General features: G+C 63.9%; 18 protein-coding genes. 5 read left to right on the top strand and 13 right to left on the bottom strand.

Annotated features, from left to right (window positions below):
• Positions 1 to 27: 27 nt before the first annotated feature.
• Positions 28 to 570, bottom strand: a complete 543-nt coding sequence (locus PSEEN_RS19625; protein ID WP_011535304.1) for a YaeQ family protein — start codon at positions 568 to 570, stop codon at positions 28 to 30.
• Positions 571 to 896: 326 nt separating this feature from the next.
• Here PSEEN_RS19625 and PSEEN_RS19630 point away from each other — a divergent pair, with 326 nt between their 5' ends.
• Both PSEEN_RS19630 and PSEEN_RS19635 read left to right on the top strand, forming a co-directional pair.
• Positions 897 to 2096: a CaiB/BaiF CoA transferase family protein gene (locus tag PSEEN_RS19630; RefSeq protein WP_011535305.1), complete on the top strand. Its 1200-nt coding sequence runs from the start codon at positions 897 to 899 to the stop codon at positions 2094 to 2096.
• 12 nt (positions 2097 to 2108) lie between these two features.
• The gene (locus tag PSEEN_RS19635; protein ID WP_011535306.1) at positions 2109 to 2981 is read left to right on the top strand and encodes a TIGR02285 family protein; all 873 of its coding nucleotides are present in this window, start codon (positions 2109 to 2111) and stop codon (positions 2979 to 2981) included.
• 135 nt (positions 2982 to 3116) lie between these two features.
• Here the strand turns inward: PSEEN_RS19635 and PSEEN_RS19640 are convergent, their stop codons facing one another.
• From PSEEN_RS19640 to xerD, 6 genes are all read right to left on the bottom strand, one after another.
• Positions 3117 to 3398, bottom strand: coding sequence for a DUF3509 domain-containing protein (locus PSEEN_RS19640; protein ID WP_011535307.1), 282 nt, complete (start codon positions 3396 to 3398; stop codon positions 3117 to 3119).
• A 108-nt stretch (positions 3399 to 3506) separates the two neighbouring features.
• Positions 3507 to 3917, bottom strand: coding sequence for a response regulator (locus PSEEN_RS19645; RefSeq protein WP_011535308.1), 411 nt, complete (start codon positions 3915 to 3917; stop codon positions 3507 to 3509).
• A gap of 154 nt (positions 3918 to 4071) precedes the next feature.
• Positions 4072 to 5481 (bottom strand): threonine synthase, encoded by a 1410-nt coding sequence (thrC, locus tag PSEEN_RS19650; RefSeq protein WP_011535309.1) that lies wholly within the window; start codon positions 5479 to 5481, stop codon positions 4072 to 4074.
• 51 nt (positions 5482 to 5532) lie between these two features.
• Complete coding sequence (locus PSEEN_RS19655) at positions 5533 to 6837, bottom strand: homoserine dehydrogenase (protein WP_044488383.1); 1305 nt, start codon at positions 6835 to 6837, stop codon at positions 5533 to 5535.
• An 82-nt stretch (positions 6838 to 6919) separates the two neighbouring features.
• The gene (locus PSEEN_RS19660; RefSeq protein ID WP_011535311.1) at positions 6920 to 7681 is read right to left on the bottom strand and encodes a DsbC family protein; all 762 of its coding nucleotides are present in this window, start codon (positions 7679 to 7681) and stop codon (positions 6920 to 6922) included.
• Between the two features lie 153 nt (positions 7682 to 7834).
• Positions 7835 to 8731: a site-specific tyrosine recombinase XerD gene (gene xerD, locus PSEEN_RS19665; RefSeq protein ID WP_011535312.1), complete on the bottom strand. Its 897-nt coding sequence runs from the start codon at positions 8729 to 8731 to the stop codon at positions 7835 to 7837.
• Positions 8732 to 8799: 68 nt separating this feature from the next.
• Here xerD and PSEEN_RS19670 point away from each other — a divergent pair, with 68 nt between their 5' ends.
• Positions 8800 to 10605 (top strand): cation:proton antiporter, encoded by a 1806-nt coding sequence (locus PSEEN_RS19670; RefSeq protein ID WP_011535313.1) that lies wholly within the window; start codon positions 8800 to 8802, stop codon positions 10603 to 10605.
• Positions 10606 to 10696: 91 nt separating this feature from the next.
• Here the strand turns inward: PSEEN_RS19670 and PSEEN_RS19675 are convergent, their stop codons facing one another.
• The 6 genes from PSEEN_RS19675 to ffh all read right to left on the bottom strand — a co-directional run bounded on the left by PSEEN_RS19675 (position 10697) and on the right by ffh (position 14767).
• Complete coding sequence (locus PSEEN_RS19675; RefSeq protein WP_011535314.1) at positions 10697 to 11104, bottom strand: acyl-CoA thioesterase; 408 nt, start codon at positions 11102 to 11104, stop codon at positions 10697 to 10699.
• 100 nt (positions 11105 to 11204) lie between these two features.
• Positions 11205 to 11555 (bottom strand): 50S ribosomal protein L19, encoded by a 351-nt coding sequence (gene rplS, locus PSEEN_RS19680; RefSeq protein ID WP_011535315.1) that lies wholly within the window; start codon positions 11553 to 11555, stop codon positions 11205 to 11207.
• A 43-nt stretch (positions 11556 to 11598) separates the two neighbouring features.
• Positions 11599 to 12351: a tRNA (guanosine(37)-N1)-methyltransferase TrmD gene (gene trmD / locus PSEEN_RS19685; RefSeq protein ID WP_011535316.1), complete on the bottom strand. Its 753-nt coding sequence runs from the start codon at positions 12349 to 12351 to the stop codon at positions 11599 to 11601.
• Positions 12352 to 12354: 3 nt separating this feature from the next.
• Complete coding sequence (rimM, locus tag PSEEN_RS19690; protein ID WP_011535317.1) at positions 12355 to 12891, bottom strand: ribosome maturation factor RimM; 537 nt, start codon at positions 12889 to 12891, stop codon at positions 12355 to 12357.
• A 5-nt stretch (positions 12892 to 12896) separates the two neighbouring features.
• Complete coding sequence (gene rpsP, locus PSEEN_RS19695) at positions 12897 to 13148, bottom strand: 30S ribosomal protein S16 (protein WP_011535318.1); 252 nt, start codon at positions 13146 to 13148, stop codon at positions 12897 to 12899.
• A 242-nt stretch (positions 13149 to 13390) separates the two neighbouring features.
• Complete coding sequence (ffh, locus tag PSEEN_RS19700) at positions 13391 to 14767, bottom strand: signal recognition particle protein (RefSeq protein ID WP_011535319.1); 1377 nt, start codon at positions 14765 to 14767, stop codon at positions 13391 to 13393.
• 321 nt (positions 14768 to 15088) lie between these two features.
• Here ffh and PSEEN_RS19705 point away from each other — a divergent pair, with 321 nt between their 5' ends.
• Both PSEEN_RS19705 and PSEEN_RS19710 read left to right on the top strand, forming a co-directional pair.
• On the top strand, positions 15089 to 15898 hold the full coding sequence (locus tag PSEEN_RS19705; RefSeq protein WP_011535320.1) for a cytochrome C assembly family protein: 810 nt from the start codon (positions 15089 to 15091) through the stop codon (positions 15896 to 15898).
• Positions 15899 to 15907: 9 nt separating this feature from the next.
• Entirely contained in the window at positions 15908 to 17095 is a 1188-nt protein-coding gene (locus PSEEN_RS19710) for a transporter associated domain-containing protein (protein ID WP_011535321.1), read from the top strand.
• The last annotated feature ends 154 nt before the right edge of the window (positions 17096 to 17249 follow it).

Here is a 17249-nt window from a genome sequence, read left to right on the forward strand (position 1 = left end):
GCCTTCGGCAATCAGATAAAGGGCAGGTCAGCCGCGCTCGCCGAGCAGCCACTCGAGCTGAACTTCGTGCTGGCCACGGTCGTCGGTGACGAACACCGTGCCTTCGCTGATCATCACGTCCCACTTGATGGTCCGCGGCATGTCGGTGGCCAGGGTTTCCAGCACCTCCTGCGGTACCGCGGCGATGCTCAGGTTCTTCAGGCCCTTGACCGCATCGACCACTTTGTTCTGCCACACCCGCAGACTACCGTAGGCCAGCAGGCTGGTGCGCTCGGTACGGCGCGAGCACCAGGTCAGGCGCTCGGCATCGGGCTGGCCGACTTCGATCCAGTGCAGGATGCGATCATCCAGGCTCTTTTCCCACAGTGCCGCTTCGTCGACGTCCGACAGGCCACGGCCGAACGACAGCTGCTCGTTGTACCAAAGAGCGTAGGCCAGCAGGCGCACGGCCATACGCTCCTCGGTCTCCGAGGGGTGACGGGCGATGGTCTGGCGAACGCTCTCGTATACACCGCGGTCGAGGTCGGTCAGATTCAGTTCGAACTTGTAGGTGGTGGACGGCTGGGCCATGGGCGATGGGCTTCTTGCGGGGAGAAAAGTGGCACAGTCTAACTGATCCTGGGCGGCAGCGGGGCGCGTGGCATTCCTGGCCCGGCTATGCCGGGCATCGCCAGCAAGGCTGGCTCCTACAGATGTGCGCAGGCGCAGGGTACCTGTAGGAGCCAGCTTTGCTGGCGAATGGGCCGGCACAGGCGACACTGGGCCATCGCCCAAGCCCTCTCCACGCGGCCATCAAACTCCGATTGTGCGGACACATTTCTTGTGCCACGCGACAGTACCTGCCGCCGCCGAGCTGTGATACAACCTGCCCTCACGCCCATTCGTCAGGATGCCCCATGCCCACGCCCAGCAAACCTCTCGCCGGCCTGAAAGTCATCGAGCTCGGCACCCTGATCGCCGGCCCCTTCGCTTCGCGCATCTGTGCAGAGTTCGGCGCCGAGGTGGTCAAGGTGGAATCGCCGGACGGCGGCGACCCTCTACGCAAGTGGCGCAAGCTGTACGAGGGCACGTCGCTGTGGTGGTTCGTCCAGGCGCGCAACAAGCAATCGCTGACGCTGAACCTCAAGCACCCCGAAGGCCGCGAGGTGCTCAAACGCCTGCTGGCCGAAGCCGACATCCTGATCGAGAACTTCCGCCCCGGCGTGCTGGAGAAACTCGGCCTGGGCTGGGATGTGCTGCATGCGCTCAACCCGAACCTGGTGATGGTGCGCCTGTCGGGCTTCGGCCAGACCGGTCCGATGAAGGACCAGCCAGGTTTCGGTGCAGTGGGCGAATCGATGGGCGGGCTGCGCTACATCACCGGCTTCGAGGACCGCCCACCGGTGCGTACCGGCATCTCCATCGGCGACTCGATCGCCGCGCTGTGGGGCGTGATCGGCGCGCTGATGGCCCTGCGTCATCGCGAAGTCAATGGCGGCCAGGGCCAGGTGGTGGATGTGGCCCTGTACGAAGCGATCTTCGCCATGATGGAAAGCATGGTCCCGGAGTTCGACGTGTTCGGTTTCATACGCGAGCGCACCGGCAACATCATGCCGGGCATCACCCCCTCTTCCATCCACACCACGCTGGATGGCCGCCATGTGCAGATCGGCGCCAATGGCGATGCAATCTTCAAACGCTTCATGCAGGCCATTGGCCGCGACGACCTGGCCAATGACGCCACGCTGGCCAGCAACGATGGCCGCGATGCGCGCCGTGACGAGCTGTACGGGGTGATCGACCGCTGGGCCAACAGCCTGCCACTGGCCGACGTGATGCAGACGCTCAACGCGGCCGAAGTACCCGCCAGCCGCATCTATTCGGCCGAGGACATGTTCAACGACCCGCAGTACCTGGCCCGCGAAATGTTCCTCCAGGCCCGGCTGCCGGATGGCAAGCCCTTCAAGATGCCTGGCATCGTGCCCAAGCTTTCCGATACGCCGGGCTCTACCGAATGGGTCGGCCCAGCCCTCGGCGAGCACACCACCGCGGTACTTACCGGCCTGGGCTACGACGCGGCGGCCATTGCCCGCCTGCGTGAAGCCGGCACGGTCTGACCTGCCTGCCGCATGCGCCTCGGTCGCCTGCCCGCGCTGTGCTGCCTGATGTTGGCCCTGCTTGCAGGGCCAGCAGCCCAGGCCAAGGAGCGCCTGCTCTGGCTGGTGCGCGACCTGCCGCCATTCACCATTTTCGAAGGGGCCGCCAAAGGCCAGGGTGTGATCGATCAGTTGTTGCCATTGCTGATCGCGCAGATGCCCGAGTACGAGCACAGCATTGTCCGAGTCAACCGCGCCCGGGGCCTGCAGATGCTTCAGGAGCCGAGCTTCACCTGCGACCCCACCTTGCTGTGGACCCCTGAGCGCGAGAAATACGTGCACTTTTCCCTGGCATCTTTGGGCGTGCTGAGCAGCGGGCTGGTGGTGCGCAGGCAGGACGAAGCACTGCTTGCCCCGTTCCTGGATGAGCAACAGGTCGACCTCAAGCGATTGCTGAACCAGACCCAGCTCAAGCTTGGCATCGTCGCCGAGCGCAGCTACAGCGCCCAGGTGGACGAAATCCTTCGCCAGCTGCCCGACAGCGCCTTCAGCCGTCACTACGGCAACGACGCCACCGCCAGCCTGTTGCAGATGCAGCAGCTGGGGCGCCTGCAACTGGTACTCGGCTACTGGCCCGAAATGCGCTACCTCATTCAGCAACAGGGCGGCTCGCTGGACGACTATCGCTTTCATCCGATCCAGGGCGTGAACCGCTATCAGTTCCTCCATGTGGGCTGCTCGGACACCCCCCTGGGGCGCGAAGCCATCGCCCATGTCGACCAGTTGTTGCCCGAATTGCGAACCGACACGCTACCTGGGCTATATGCGCGCTGGCTGGACCCTGAGCTGCAAACGGACTATCTCGAACAGGCCCGGCACTTTTTCGACGATCAATCACCGCGCTAGCCAGGCAAAAAGAAACCCCGGCCGCTGGGGAAGACGACCGGGGTCAAGCGAAAGTCCTCAGGGACTTGCGGCGGTAGCCTGGCAATACCGGAGCAAAGCACCACCAGGCCACCCTTGATCATTCTGACGGGACACTCAGGCAAAGGTTCCCTGGCGTTCCTGACGATGTTGCAAGGCAGCGATCACACAAGGTTGCAGCCGGCCCTCGGCAATCTGCAGGTCACGGTGCAGGCCATCGACCAGATCGACCAGCAGCTGTTGCTCGACCAACTGTCGCGCGCACACCTGGCGCCGCAACGTCTCGGCACCCTGTTCGTCATAGAGGGTCAGTTGGCGATTACCGCTGGCGTCGAGGGCGCCAAGCGAGGCGTGGTAAGGGGTCAGAGCGTCGTTGAGCAGCCTGCAGATTCTTTCCATCCGGATCACTCGCTGGGTGGTGGACATGGAGGAACTGACCATCGGACCTGTTGGAAAGTTCTCCACTCCAGGCCCTTCCCGACGAGCATGCGCGGTGAATATGACAGTTCAGCCAGCCCGCCCTACCCCATCGTCGGGTGAGCTTTTCAGGCGTTTGAGCGCAGCGTCCAGCACGCTGGTCGACAAAGGCCAGGGCAGCTCGGCAATAACCCTCAGCCCCCTCTTGCGGGCCTCCCTGGCCAGATCCGGGCCCTTTTCGTCGGCTTGCCCGACGAACAGCAAGGGCCGCGGCTCCGACACACGCTCAAGATGATCGATCAACGCCTGCCCGGTGCGCCTGGGCATGCCATGGTCAAGTACCAGCACATCCAGAGCGCTCGCCTGGGCGAGGCTGGCCTTGGTGGCGGACAGTTGATCGTGCAGGCGCACGTCGAACACCCCAAGGGCGTTGAAGGCCTGGTGCAGGAGGATCTGATGGGAGGGACGGACTTGGTGGATGAGGACATGAAGCCTGCGCATGTGCTTCTCCTGTTCGTGGCTGCCAGCTCGGATGGGCGCTCACTCTAGGAAGGACTGCGGCAGCCAGATATAGGAAAAAACTGAAAAAAACATGGGATTGGTCCTTAAAGAAAAAACCGCCCAAAGGGCGGCTTTTTCACTGACCGGATGGCGCTTACAGAGGCTTGCCGCGGTTACCGTGCTGGCTGACGAAGGCCTGGACAGTCTTCAGGTCGTTGGCCAACACCGTGCAGCGTTCTTCACGGCTGAACAGGTCGCTGAGGTGCGCGGGCAGCTCGAGGGCCTTGCCAACGCCGGCCTTCTCCACCGCTTCGGGGAACTTGACCGGGTGCGCAGTGCCCAGCACCACCATCGGTGTGTCCAGGCTGCGGCGGCACTCACGGGCGGCCTTGACGCCGATCGCGGTGTGCGGGTCGAGCACTTCGCCGGTGCTCTTGAACACCTCGGCGATGGTTTCGCAGGTCTGCTCGTCGGTAACGGCCAGCGAGTCGAACAGCTTGCGGGCTTCGGTCCAGCGATCTGCCTCGACACTGAAGCCGCCGCCTTGCTTGAAGGTGTCCATCAACGCGGCCACGGCGGCGCCGTTGCGGCCGTGCAGGTCGAACAGCAGGCGCTCGAAGTTCGACGAGACCATGATGTCCATCGATGGCGACAGCGTCGGGTGCAGGGCATCCTTGACGTACTGGTTGCCGCTCATGAAGCGGTGCAGGATGTCGTTGCGGTTGGTCGCCACCACCAGCTGGCTGATCGGCAGGCCCATGTTGCGAGCCAGGTAACCGGCGAAGATGTCGCCGAAGTTGCCGGTCGGTACCGAGAACGCCACCGAACGGGCCGGGCCACCCAGCTGCAGGGCGGCGTGGAAGTAGTAGACGATCTGGGCCATGATCCGCGCCCAGTTGATCGAGTTGACCGCTACCAGGCGAGTACCCTTGAGGAACGACTGGTCAGCGAAACTGGCCTTGACCATCTCCTGGCAGTCGTCGAAGTTACCCTCGATGGCGATGTTGTGGATGTTGTCACCCAGGATGGTGGTCATCTGCCGGCGCTGCACTTCCGACACGCGCTGGTGCGGGTGCAGGATGAAGATGTCGACGTTGTCGCAACGGCGGCAGCCTTCGATGGCGGCGGAGCCGGTGTCACCGCTGGTGGCGCCGACGATCACCACGCGCTCGCCACGCTTGACCAGCACGTGGTCGAGCAGGCGGCCGAGCAGTTGCAGGGCGAAATCCTTGAACGCCAGGGTCGGGCCGTGGAACAGTTCCATCACCCACTCGTTGCCGTTCAGCTGACGCAGTGGCGCGACGGCGGCATGGGCGAAGTTGCCGTAGGTCTCTTCGAGAATCTTCTTGAAATCGGCGTCGGCGATGCTGCCGTCGACGAACGGGCGCATCACCCGGAAGGCCAGCTCGTGGTACGGCAGGCCGGCCCAGGAGGCGATCTCTTCCTGGGTGAAGCGTGGCAGGTTCTCGGGAACGTACAGGCCGCCATCGCTGGCCAGGCCAGCCAGCAGGACGTCTTCGAAGTTCAGGGCCGGAGCCTGGCCGCGGGTACTGATATAGCGCATATGCAAACCTTCGGTGCTGGGCGCGGGCCGCCGTGGCGGCCCGCCGCTGAATTAATTGAGCTGTTCGACGCGGATGCGCACGACCTTGCCGACCACATCCTGGAGCGCTTCCAGGGCGACGATGGCGTCGTCGATGCGCTGCTCGACCACACGGTGGGTAAGCAGGATCATCGGCACCAGGCCATCCTGCTCTTCCGCTTCCTTCTGCATGATCGACTCGATGTTGATGCCGCGCTCCGAGAGGATACTGGCGACCTGGGCGAGCACGCCCGGGTGGTCCTTGGCCTGGATGCGCAGGTAGTAGGCGCTTTCGCAGGCTTCGATCGGCAGGATCGGGTGGGCCGACAGCGCGTCCGGCTGGAAGGCCAGGTGAGGGACGCGGTTCTCAGGGTCGGAGGTCATGGCGCGAACCACGTCGACCAGGTCGGCGACCACCGACGACGCGGTCGGCTCCATGCCGGCTCCAGCGCCATAGTAGAGCGTGGAACCAGCGGCATCGCCGTTGACCATCACCGCGTTCATCACGCCGTTGACGTTGGCGATCAGGCGGTCGTTGGGGATCAGCGTCGGGTGCACGCGCAGCTCGATGCCGGCGCTGGTGCGACGGGCCACGCCCAGGTGCTTGATGCGATAGCCCAGGGCCTCGGCGTAGTTGACGTCGGCTGTGGTCAGCTGGGTGATGCCTTCGGTGTAGGCCTTGTCGAACTGCAGCGGGATACCAAAGGCGATGGACGCCAGGATGGTCAGCTTGTGCGCGGCGTCGATACCCTCGACGTCGAAGGTCGGGTCGGCTTCGGCGTAACCCAGCGCCTGGGCCTCGGCCAGCACGTCGGGGAACGCGCGGCCCTTGTCGCGCATTTCGGTGAGGATGAAGTTGCCGGTGCCGTTGATGATCCCGGCCAGCCAGTTGATATGGTTGGCCGACAGGCCTTCGCGGATGGCCTTGATCACCGGGATGCCACCGGCCACCGCGGCCTCGAAGGCGACGATGACGCCCTTCTCGCGGGCCTTGGCGAAGATCTCGTTGCCGTGCACGGCGATCAGCGCCTTGTTGGCGGTGACCACGTGCTTGCCGTTGTCGATGGCCTTGAGCACCAGGTCGCGGGCGATGGTGTAGCCACCGATCAGCTCGATGACGATATCGATCTCGGGGTTGCTCGCGACTTCGAATACATCAGCGGTAATGGGGGTACCGGTAATCTGGCAATTCGGGTTCTGCGAGCGCATGGCAATCTGTGCCACTTCAATACCGCGCCCGGCACGGCGGGCGATCTCCTCGGCGTTGCGCTGAAGTACATTGAAGGTTCCGCCACCGACGGTCCCCAACCCACAGATGCCTACTTTGACCGGTTTCACTGTGAACTCCCCATTGAACGGCCGGCACCTGCGCCGACCGTGAAACATGCCGTCACCCCATGACGACGGCGTACTGAATGATTTACTTGGCCGCTTGCTGCTGGCCGGCCAGGGCCAGCTTGGCCACCTGCGGTGCCGGCTGGTAGCCCGGGATCACCTGGCCGCTTTCGAGCACGATGGCCGGCGTGCCGTTGACACCGATCGACTGGCCCAGGGCGAATTGCTTGCCCACCGGGTTGGCGCACTTGGCGGCCTTGATCTCTTTGCCGTCGACCATCTTGTCCAGCGCCGCGCGGCGGTCGCTCGAACACCAGACCGCCTGCAACTGCTCGTCACCCGGCGAACCCAGGCCCTGGCGCGGGAAGGCGACGTAGCGCACTTCGATACCGCGACGGTTGAGCTCGGGCACTTCGGCATGCAGCTTGTGGCAGTACGGGCAGGTGGTGTCGGTGAACACGGTGATGTGCGACTTGGTCTCGCCCTTGGCCGGGTAGACGATCATCTCGCCCGCCGGAATACCGTTGATGAGCTTGGCGATGCCTTGGCGCTCGGTCTTCTCGGTGAGGTTGACCGGCTTGCCGTCCTGGATCTGGAACAGGTAGCCCTGCATCACGAACTGGCCGTCGGCGCTGGCATACAGCACGCGGCCGCCCTGCAGCTTGACTTCGTAAAGGCCGCTGAGCGGGCTGCTGGCAACGCTCTCGACAGGCACTTCCAGCTCGAGGTTCTGCAACGACTTGCGGATCGCCTGCTCGGCGCCGGCAGTCGTCTCGGTGGCCGCGGCGGCGGCAAAGGTGCTGGCCAGCGCCAGGGCGGCGGCGGCGAAAATCTGGGTCACGCGCATGGGAACTCCTGAGGGCGGACGGGGCCGGAGGGGCGTCGCCCGCGCCTTGAACGCGGCGAACGGTCGGCCCTTGCAACAAACCGTCCAAGCCTACCACAACAGACCGGCGCAGTAGGGGTCCTCAGGCACCGGTCGGCGGAACATGAATATCATTCATCCACGCGGGTGGTGCTGGGCGTGCAGCTGCTGCAGGCGCGCCTTGGCCACGTGGGTGTAGATCTGCGTGGTGGAGAGGTCGCTGTGCCCCAGCAACATCTGCACCACGCGCAGGTCGGCGCCGTGGTTGAGCAGGTGGGTGGCGAACGCGTGGCGCAGGGTGTGCGGCGACAACGGCTTGTCGATGCCCGCCACCCGCGCGTGGTGCTTGATCCGATGCCAGAAGGTCTGCCGGGTCATCTGCTCGCCGCGCAGGCTGGGGAACAGCACGTCGCTGGGCCGCCCGTTGAGTAGTTCGGCACGACCATCACGCAGGTAGCGTTCGAGCCACAGCACGGCCTCCTCACCCATCGGCACCAGGCGCTCCTTGCTGCCCTTGCCCATCACCCGCAACACGCCCTGGCGCAGGTTGACCTGGTCCAGCGTCAGGCTGACCAGTTCGGTCACCCGTAACCCGCAGGCGTAGAGCACTTCGAGCATGGCCCGGTCGCGCTGGCCGATGGCCTCGCCCAGGTCGGGGGCCTTGAGCAACGCTTCGACATCGGCTTCCGACAGGGATTTGGGCAACGGACGGCCGAGTTGCGGCATGTCGACCTGCAAGGTCGGGTCGACGGCGATCATCCGCTCGCGCAGCAGATAGCGGTAGAAACCCCGCACGCCAGAGAGAAACCGTGCAGTCGAACGGGGCTTGTAGGCCTGGTCGAAACGCCAGGCCAGGTGGTCGAGGATCAACTCGCGACCGGCGTCAGGCAGCGCCACGCCCTGCTCCTGAAGCCAGCCATTGAACAGCGCCAGGTCGCTTCGATAAGAGGTGCGGGTGTTGTCGGACAGGCCCTTCTCCAGCCAGAGGGCATCGAGGAACTGGTCGATCAGGGGGTGGTCTAGGGCTGGCATGCAGACTCGGTGGCAAACGGCGAAATGGCGCTTAGTCTTTCATAACATTGCATGCCGAGGGAGCCCGCATGAACGAACAGCAGATTCTTTTGAGTGTCGGCGGCATTGGCGCGGCGGCGCTGCTCTGCCAATGGCTGGCCTGGCGCCTGAAGCTGCCGGCGATCCTGTTCCTGTTGCTGTGCGGTATTCTCGCTGGGCCCGTACTGGGCTGGCTGCAACCCCAGGCCCTGTTCGGCCCGCTCTTGATGCCGCTGGTGTCGCTGGCCGTGGCGTTGATCCTGTTCGAAGGCAGCCTCACCCTGCACCTGTCGCAATGGCGCGAGATCGGCAGCGTGGTTCATCGCCTGGTCACCGTCGGGGCGCTGAGCACCTGGCTGGTGATCGCCCTGGCCACCCACTGGCTGCTCGGCTTCGACTGGCCCCTGGCGATCCTGTTCGGCACCCTGACCCTGGTCACCGGCCCCACGGTGATCGTGCCCATGCTGCGGGTGGTGCGGCCCAAGGCGGCGATCGCCAACATCCTGCGCTGGGAAGGGATCGTCATCGACCCGATCGGCGCGCTGCTGGCGGTGGTGGTCTACAGCTTCATCATTGCCAGCGCCGCCGGTGACGGCGTGAGCCAGAGCCTGGTGACCTTCGCCGGCGTGATCTTCTGCGGCAGTGCGCTCGGTGTCGCCGGCGGCTGGTTACTCGGGCAGGTCATGCGTGAGCAGTGGCTGCCGGAATACCTGCACAACCTGGCTTCGCTGGCGGCGGTGCTGGGCATCTTCATCGCCGCCAACCAGATCGTCCATGAATCCGGCCTGCTGGCGGTCACGGTGATGGGCATGTGGCTGGCCAACATGCCTGGCGTGGATGTGCGGCAGATTCTGCACTTCAAGGAGAATCTGAGCGTGCTGCTGATCTCCGGGCTGTTCATTCTCCTGGCCGCGCGGCTCGATCTGCATGCCTTGCTGGGCCTGGGCCCGGCGGTGCTGGCGCTGCTGCTGGTCATCCAGTTGCTGGCGCGGCCGTTGAACGTGTGGCTGTCTACCCTGGGCTCGCCATTGAACTGGAGGGAGCGCGCGCTACTGGCCTGGATTGCGCCACGGGGCATCGTCGCCGCGGCGGTGTCGGCCATCTTCGCCATCCGCCTGGACGAGGCCGGCCATGAGGGCGCGCTGCTGCTGGTGCCGCTGACCTTCGCCGTGATCATTGGCACCGTGGTGCTACAGAGCGCCACGGCCAGGCCGCTGGCGCGTCTGCTCAAGGTGGCAGAGCCAGCGCCGAGCGGGTTCCTCGTCGTGGGTGCCAACCCACCCGCGCGGGCCATCGCCAAGGCCCTGCAACAACTGGGCTGCCGGGTGCTGCTGACCGACTCGAGCTGGGAGAACATCCGTGCCGCGCGCATGGAGAACCTGCCCACCTACTTCGGCAACCCGGCCTCGCAGCATGCCGATGCCCATCTGGATCTGGTCGGCCTGGGCCACCTGCTCGGCCTCTCGCCGGCAGGCGAGCTCAATGCGTTGGCCTGCGCGCGTTTTCGTCATGATTTCGGCCACGGCCGGCTGTTCGTGCTGGCTAGCGGGCTGGAGAAACAGCGCAGCGACAAGCACCGGGCCAGTGAAGAACACCGCGGGCAACTGCTTGGGTCGAGTCCGCTGACCTATGCACAGCTGGCAAAGCTGTTGCACCAGGGCGCCGAGTTGTACAGCACCACGTTGACCGAGGCATTTACCTGGGCGGACTACCAGCAACTGCACGGTGAGCGCGCGACATTGCTGTTCGCCCGCGACAGCAACGGTTGGGTGCATGTGGCCAGCCCGGAAAACCCGTTCAAGCCTCAACCGGGTTGGACGCTGGTGGCGCTGGTGGCACCGGAGCCCAACCTGTAGGAGCCAGCCTTGCTGGCGAACGCAGGCGCCACCGTTCTGTCATGGTGCGCAGGTTCGCCAGCAAGGCTGGCTCCTACAGGGATGGGGAACGTCAGGAGGCTGGCAGCACCGGCACCGGGCGCTTGTCCTCGTCGATGGCGACGAAGCTGAATACGCCATGAATGGCCCGCTCGCGGCCATCGAGGTACATGTTCTCGACGAACACATCCACCTGCACCTGCAGGCTGGTGTTGCCGACCTTGACCACGCTGCCCACCAGTTCGACGATCGAGCCCGCCGGAATCGGGTGCTTGAAGTCGATGCGGTCGGTGGATACGGTCACCAGCGGCAGGCGGCAGAAACGGGTGGCGGCGATGAACGACACTTCGTCCATCCACGCCAGGGCAGTGCCGCCGAACAGGGTGTTGTGGTGGTTGGTGGTGTTGGGGAACACCGCCTTGGTCACGCGGGTCACCGACAGTTCGGTGCGGCGCTGGATTTCCTGGTCTCGGCTGGTCATCTTCGGGTCACATCGCAAGGGCAGGTTTCAGAAAGCAAAAAAGCAGCCCGAAGGCTGCTTTTTTCTCGCAAGGCGGCCTAGGCCGCCAGGCAAACTGTACTCAGGACAGTTTTTCCTTGATGCGAGCGGCTTTGCCGGACAGGTCGCGCAGGTAGTACAGCTTGGCTTTACGCACGTCACCACGACGTTTCACGGCCAGGCTGTCGATCTGCGGGCTGTAAGTCTGGAAGGTACGCTCTACGCCAACGCCGCTGGAGATCTTGCGCACGGTGAAGGCGCTGTTCAGACCGCGGTTACGCTTGGCGATAACGACGCCTTCGAACGCCTGCAGACGCGAGCGGTCGCCTTCCTTCACTTTAACCTGGACGACAACGGTGTCGCCTGGTGCAAAGGTCGGGATCTCTTTGCTCATCTGCTCGGCTTCGAGCTGCTGGATGATCTTGTTGGTCATGCTGTGCTCCTAAGATGGATAACGCGATCCACCATCGATACGTTTAACTATCGTCCCGCTCGCGGAGGTATTCCTCGAGCAGCTTCTTCTCTTCTCCAGAAAGCGAGCGACTTTCCAGAAGATCGGCGCGTCGTTCGAAGGTCCTACCAAGGGACTGCTTCATCCGCCAACGCCGGATATGTGCATGGTTGCCACTTAGCAACACGTCGGGTACACGCTGATCCGCATACACCTCAGGTCGGGTGTAGTGCGGGCAATCCAGCAGACCGTCGGTGAAAGAATCTTCCTCCGCCGAGTCCACATGCCCTAAAGCTCCGGGCAGCAGCCGCGTAACCGCATCGATCAGTACCATGGCCGGCAGCTCGCCACCGGAAAGCACATAGTCGCCAATCGACCACTCCTCATCGACATGAGCCTCGATAAAGCGCTCGTCGATGCCTTCATAACGACCGGCGATCAGGATCAACGACTCCTGTTCGGCCAAGCCCTTGACCGCCTGCTGAGTCAGCTTGCGGCCTTGTGGCGAGAGGTAGATCACCTTCGCCGCAGCTCCAGTCGCTTGCCTGGCACTGGCCAGGGCGTCTTCCAGAGGCTTGATTTTCATCACCATGCCCGGACCACCGCCAAACGGCCGATCATCCACCGTATGGTGACGATCTGTGGTGTAGTCCCGCGGGTTCCAGCAGGTCACTTGCAGCAACCCCTGTTTCACCGCGCGGCTGGTAATGCCGTACTCCGTGATGGCCGAGAACATCTCGGGGAACAACGTGACGACTTCTACGCGAAGGGTATCCATCGTTTAGAAATCCGCGTCCCATTCAACGCGCATCACACCGGCTTCCAGGTCGACTGCCAGCACGCATTGCCCGGTATAGGGCAACAGACGCTCGCGATCATCCAGGCTGCCTGCACAAGGCTTGACCACCAATACATCGTTCGCGCCGGTCTCCAACAGGTGATCGATCTTGCCGAACAGGTGTTCGTCCTGATTGATGACCTTCAGGCCCACCAACTGGTACCAGTAGTACTCGTCGGTTGCCAGGTTGGGCAAAAGGCTTCGCGAAATGCAGATTTCATGACCACTCAGAAGACGGGCTTCATCGCGATCATCGAGGCCTTTGAGCTTCACGACCAGGCCCTTCTGGGAGCCACGACCGCTGACCAGCTCGACCTGCTTTACCTTGCCTTCATGCCGAAGCGTCCAGCGCGGATAATCCAACAGGTTTTCAATCGGATCGGTAAAGGAATACACCTTCACCTCGCCGCGAACGCCGTGAACCGAAAAAATCTTGCCAACGACGATGAGGTCGTCAGCCTTTTCTGGCGTCGCGTTCATACTGCTCAGGCTGCAGCCTTGGCAGCTTCCTTCAGCAGCTGAGCAACGCGCTCAGACGGCTGTGCGCCCTGGCTCAGCCAGTAGGTGACGCGCTCTTGGTTGACCGACAGCTTGACTTCGGCGCCCGATGCGATCGGGTTGAAGAAGCCAACGCGCTCAACGAAACGGCCGTCACGGGCGTTACGCGAGTTGGTCACGGTCAGGTGGTAGAATGGGCGCTTTTTCGAGCCGCCACGGGCCAGACGAATGGTTACCATGTGAACATCGTTCCTATAGTCGGTGCTGCAAAACTGAATGCCCAATGGGCACACGGGTGCCCAAAAGGCCGCATATTCTCGGGGAATACACGGACATTTGCAAATGCCTTTTTCGGCGAGCACATGCCCGACCGCTCAGTTCTGCCGGTTTAGCCGCTATGTTGCGGCCGTTATCCCGCCGAGGCGGGGGCTGGAGGGCTGCCGCGCTTCCTATATAAAGCAGGGCGGCCCTCCGGATTCGCTTACATTTTTGGCATGCCGCCACCTGGCAGCATCCCGCCAAGGCCACGCATCATCTTGGCCATGCCGCCCTTGGCGGAGAATTTCTTCATCATCTTCTGCATCTGCTTGTGCTGCTTGATCAAGCGGCCGATGTCCTGCACCTGGGTGCCGGAACCGAGGGCGATACGACGCTTGCGCGAACCACTGATCAGGTCGGGGTCGCGACGCTCGGCCGGGGTCATGGAGTTGATGATCGCCTCCATCTGCTTGAACTGCTTCTCGGCGGCGCCCTGGGCGTTGCCCATCTGCGACAGGTTCATGCCGCCGATGCTGGGCAGCTTGTCCATCAAGCCACCGAGGCCGCCCATGTTTTTCATCTGCTGCAGCTGGTCGCGGAAATCTTCGAGGTCGAAGCCCTTGCCCTTCTTCAGCTTCTTGGCGAGCTTGTCGGCCTTGGCCTTGTCGATGTTCTGCTCGGCCTGCTCGATCAGGCTGAGCACGTCACCCATGCCGAGGATGCGCGAGGCGATACGGTCGGGGTGGAACGGCTCGAGGGCTTCGGTCTTCTCGCCCATGCCGATGAACTTGATCGGCTTGCCGGTGATGGCGCGCACCGACAGGGCGGCACCGCCACGGGCGTCACCGTCGACCTTGGTCAGCACCACGCCGGTCAGCGGCAGGGCATCGCCGAAGGCCTTGGCAGTGTTGGCGGCGTCCTGGCCGGTCATGGCGTCGACCACGAACAGGGTTTCGATCGGCTTGACCGCGGCGTGCAGGGCCTTGATCTCGTCCATCATGTCGGCATCGACATGCAGGCGGCCGGCGGTGTCGACGATGACCACGTCGATGAACTTGAGCTTGGCTTCGCGGATCGCCGCTTCGGCGATGGCCACCGGCTTCTGGCTGATGTCGGACGGGAAGAAGGTCACGCCGATGTCGTTGGCCAGGGTTTCGAGCTGCTTGATCGCCGCCGGACGGTAGACGTCGGCCGACACCACCATCACGCTCTTCTTCTTGCGTTCTTTCAGGTGGCGCGCCAGCTTGCCGGCGGTAGTGGTCTTACCGGCACCCTGCAGGCCGGCCATCAGCACCACGGCGGGTGGCGCGGCGTTGAGCGTCAGCTCTTCGTTGGCCGCGCCCATCAGGCTTTCCAGTTCGGCCTGGACGATCTTGACGAAGGCCTGGCCTGGCGTGAGGCTGCGCGACACTTCGGTGCCGACCGCGCGTTCCTTGATGCTGTTGACGAAATCCTTGACCACCGGCAGGGCGACGTCGGCCTCGAGCAGGGCCATGCGCACTTCGCGCAGCGTGTCCTTGATGTTGTCTTCGGTCAGCTTGGCCTTGCCGGTGACATGGCGCAGCGTCTGTGACAGGCGGTCGGTCAGGTTTTCGAACATGGTGATCCTTTCAGGCCCAGTAAAGCCGAGGTTTTTCAGGCGCCCAGGTGAACAGGTACACGCGCTGGGCACAGCAAGGCGGCGATTATAGCGAAGAGCGACGGCGGCGCACACCTTGACGCCTGTCGGGTAGATATTCGGTGACATCAGCAGGTAAAGAGATCGCGCGCCCCACACCGGCAGGAGCCGGCTTTGCCGGCGAATGGGCCGGCATATACGGTACAAGTCGCTCGCCAGGCACAGGGGCAGGCTTCCCGGTCTTCCTTGCCCACCGCGATCTATGCCAAACTCCGTCCCTTTAGGGCTTGCCTGCCAGGACTTATGCTCTCTTCACCCAGCCTCATCCCCAATCTGCTCGCCGCCTTCCTTTATGTGGCCGCGACCATCTTCCAGGCCACCGGCCTGGCCCGTGGCGCCCGTGCCGACAAACGGCTGCTCGGCCTGCTCGGTACATTGGCAGTGTTCGCCCAGGGCGGCGCGCTGTTCTTCCAGCTGATCACACCGCTGGGCCTGAGCCTCGACTTCTTCAGTGCCGCCAGCCTGATCGCCGTGGCGGTGATCGCCCTGACGCTGGTCGCCTGCCTGAGCATTCCGGTGGAAAACCTGCTGGTCCTGCTGTTCCCGCTCGGCGCGGTGACCGCCCTGCTGGCCCAGTTCGCCCCGCCCGGCACGGTGCCGCTGATCAACGAGGAACCGGGCATACTGGCGCACATCCTGCTGTCGATCCTGGCCTACGGCCTGTTCACCATCGCCGTGTTCCAGGCCCTGCTGCTGTTGCTGCAGGACCACCAGCTGAAGAACAAGCACCCGTCCGGGCTGATCCGCAACTTCCCGCCGCTGCAAACGATGGAGAGCCTGTTGTTCGGTTTCCTCTGGGCCGGCTGGGGCCTGCTGTCGCTGTCGCTGATTTCCGGCTGGTTGTTCCTCGACAACCTGTTCGCCCAGCACCTGGTGCACAAGACCCTGCTGGCCTGCGTGGCCTGGATCGTCTTCAGCGTGCTGCTGTGGGGCCGCACCCGCCTGGGCTGGCGCGGCCACAAGGCGATCCGCTGGACCCTCGCCGGTTTCTGCCTGCTGATGCTGGCCTATTTCGGCAGCAAGCTGGTCCGCGAATTCATCCTGCATATCTGACGGCCGCCCATGGACACCCTGCCGTACGCCCCGCTGCTCGGCACACTCACACTGGCGCTGCTGTGGTCGGCGCTGTTCACTGCCGTGGACGCCGCCCGCCAGCAACTCAATGGCCAGGCTGAACCGACGCTGCCGGCCCAAGCCCTGGTGCTTGGCGCCAGCCTCGGCAAACTGCTGGTGCTGGGCCTGGCCTGCCTGATCGGCCAGCGCCACAACGGTGAGCATGGCTTCTGGCTTGCCGGCCTGGGCGCCACGCTCATGCTGCTGGTGCTGGCCGAATACCTGCCGCGGCGCCTGGCCCGGCGCAACCCGCAAGCCTTCCTCAGCCTCGGGGCCAGCCTGCTCAAGCTGCCGCTGGCCACCCTGCAACCCTTGGGCTGCCTGCTCGACGGCTGCGCCAAGCTGATCCTGCGTCCATTTCGCATCCAACCCACCGCCGTGGCGCTGCATCCCCAGGAGCACGACGACTTCGACGAAGACCCGGCCCACGATCCGGCCCGCAATGGGCTACTCGAAGGCCTGCAGGCGCTGGACAAGGTCACCGTCAACGACATCCTGGTGCCACGCAACGAAGTGGACGGCATCAACCTCGACGACCCCATCGAGCAGATCATCGAGCAACTGATCGTCAGCCGGCATACCCGCCTGCCGGTCTACCACAACGACATCAACCAGGTCGAAGCGGTGCTCAACACCAAGCTGATCAGCCATCTGCTGCCCCGCGCCGAGCTCAGTTTCGAGAAACTCCAGGCCGCCTGCTACGAGCCCTACTTCGTCCCCGAGAGCACCCCGTTGCAGATGCAGTTGCTGAACTTCCACAAGCAGCAGCGGCGCATGGGCGTGGTCGTGGACGAGTACGGCGAAGTGCTGGGCATCGTCACCCTGGAAGATATCCTCGAAGAGATCGTCGGCGAGTTCGAGGACGAACACAGCCTCGACAACCCCCATGTGTATCCGCAGCCCGACGGCACCTTCATCATCGAGGGCACGGCGTCGCTGCGCGAAATCAATCGCACCCTCGGCTGGCACCTGCCTTCCGACGGCGGGCCGAAGACCCTCAACGGCCTGGTCACCGAAGCGCTGGAAAGCATTCCGGAAAGTGCGGTGTGCCTGAAAATTGGCAGATACCGCCTGGAAATCCTTGAAACCGAGGACAATTGCGCCAGCAAGGTACTGGTCTGGACCGTGACCCGATAGCTATACTCGGGTCACGCTTACCCAGCCCTGCCGTCCCGCCTGCTACCCGCACCCGGCGCTTCACGGCCAGTCCGCACCACTGACACGCCCCGCGGTCCTGCTTCAACACCCCGAACAGCGCCCGCTCCCCGCCTCTATCCCCTGGGCTATCGTC

The organism is Pseudomonas entomophila L48 (genome assembly GCF_000026105.1).
GTDB classification, from domain to species: domain Bacteria; phylum Pseudomonadota; class Gammaproteobacteria; order Pseudomonadales; family Pseudomonadaceae; genus Aquipseudomonas; species Aquipseudomonas entomophila.

Excerpts from the sequence above, each read along its gene's own strand:
- PSEEN_RS19635 (WP_011535306.1), top strand. The coding sequence starts at position 2,109 with ATGCGCCTCGGTCGCCTGCCCGCGCTGTGCTGCCTGATGTTGGCCCTG.
- trmD (WP_011535316.1), bottom strand. The coding sequence starts at position 12,351 with ATGGATACCCTTCGCGTAGAAGTCGTCACGTTGTTCCCCGAGATGTTC.
- thrC (WP_011535309.1), bottom strand. The coding sequence starts at position 5,481 with ATGCGCTATATCAGTACCCGCGGCCAGGCTCCGGCCCTGAACTTCGAA.
- PSEEN_RS19710 (WP_011535321.1), top strand. The coding sequence starts at position 15,908 with ATGGACACCCTGCCGTACGCCCCGCTGCTCGGCACACTCACACTGGCG.
- PSEEN_RS19660 (WP_011535311.1), bottom strand. The coding sequence starts at position 7,681 with ATGCGCGTGACCCAGATTTTCGCCGCCGCCGCCCTGGCGCTGGCCAGC.
- PSEEN_RS19630 (WP_011535305.1), top strand. The coding sequence starts at position 897 with ATGCCCACGCCCAGCAAACCTCTCGCCGGCCTGAAAGTCATCGAGCTC.
- PSEEN_RS19705 (WP_011535320.1), top strand. The coding sequence starts at position 15,089 with ATGCTCTCTTCACCCAGCCTCATCCCCAATCTGCTCGCCGCCTTCCTT.
- rpsP (WP_011535318.1), bottom strand. The coding sequence starts at position 13,148 with ATGGTAACCATTCGTCTGGCCCGTGGCGGCTCGAAAAAGCGCCCATTC.
- PSEEN_RS19675 (WP_011535314.1), bottom strand. The coding sequence starts at position 11,104 with ATGACCAGCCGAGACCAGGAAATCCAGCGCCGCACCGAACTGTCGGTG.
- PSEEN_RS19645 (WP_011535308.1), bottom strand. The coding sequence starts at position 3,917 with ATGCGCAGGCTTCATGTCCTCATCCACCAAGTCCGTCCCTCCCATCAG.
- rimM (WP_011535317.1), bottom strand. The coding sequence starts at position 12,891 with ATGAACGCGACGCCAGAAAAGGCTGACGACCTCATCGTCGTTGGCAAG.
- xerD (WP_011535312.1), bottom strand. The coding sequence starts at position 8,731 with ATGCCAGCCCTAGACCACCCCCTGATCGACCAGTTCCTCGATGCCCTC.
- PSEEN_RS19625 (WP_011535304.1), bottom strand. The coding sequence starts at position 570 with ATGGCCCAGCCGTCCACCACCTACAAGTTCGAACTGAATCTGACCGAC.
- ffh (WP_011535319.1), bottom strand. The coding sequence starts at position 14,767 with ATGTTCGAAAACCTGACCGACCGCCTGTCACAGACGCTGCGCCATGTC.
- PSEEN_RS19670 (WP_011535313.1), top strand. The coding sequence starts at position 8,800 with ATGAACGAACAGCAGATTCTTTTGAGTGTCGGCGGCATTGGCGCGGCG.
- PSEEN_RS19640 (WP_011535307.1), bottom strand. The coding sequence starts at position 3,398 with ATGGAAAGAATCTGCAGGCTGCTCAACGACGCTCTGACCCCTTACCAC.
- rplS (WP_011535315.1), bottom strand. The coding sequence starts at position 11,555 with ATGACCAACAAGATCATCCAGCAGCTCGAAGCCGAGCAGATGAGCAAA.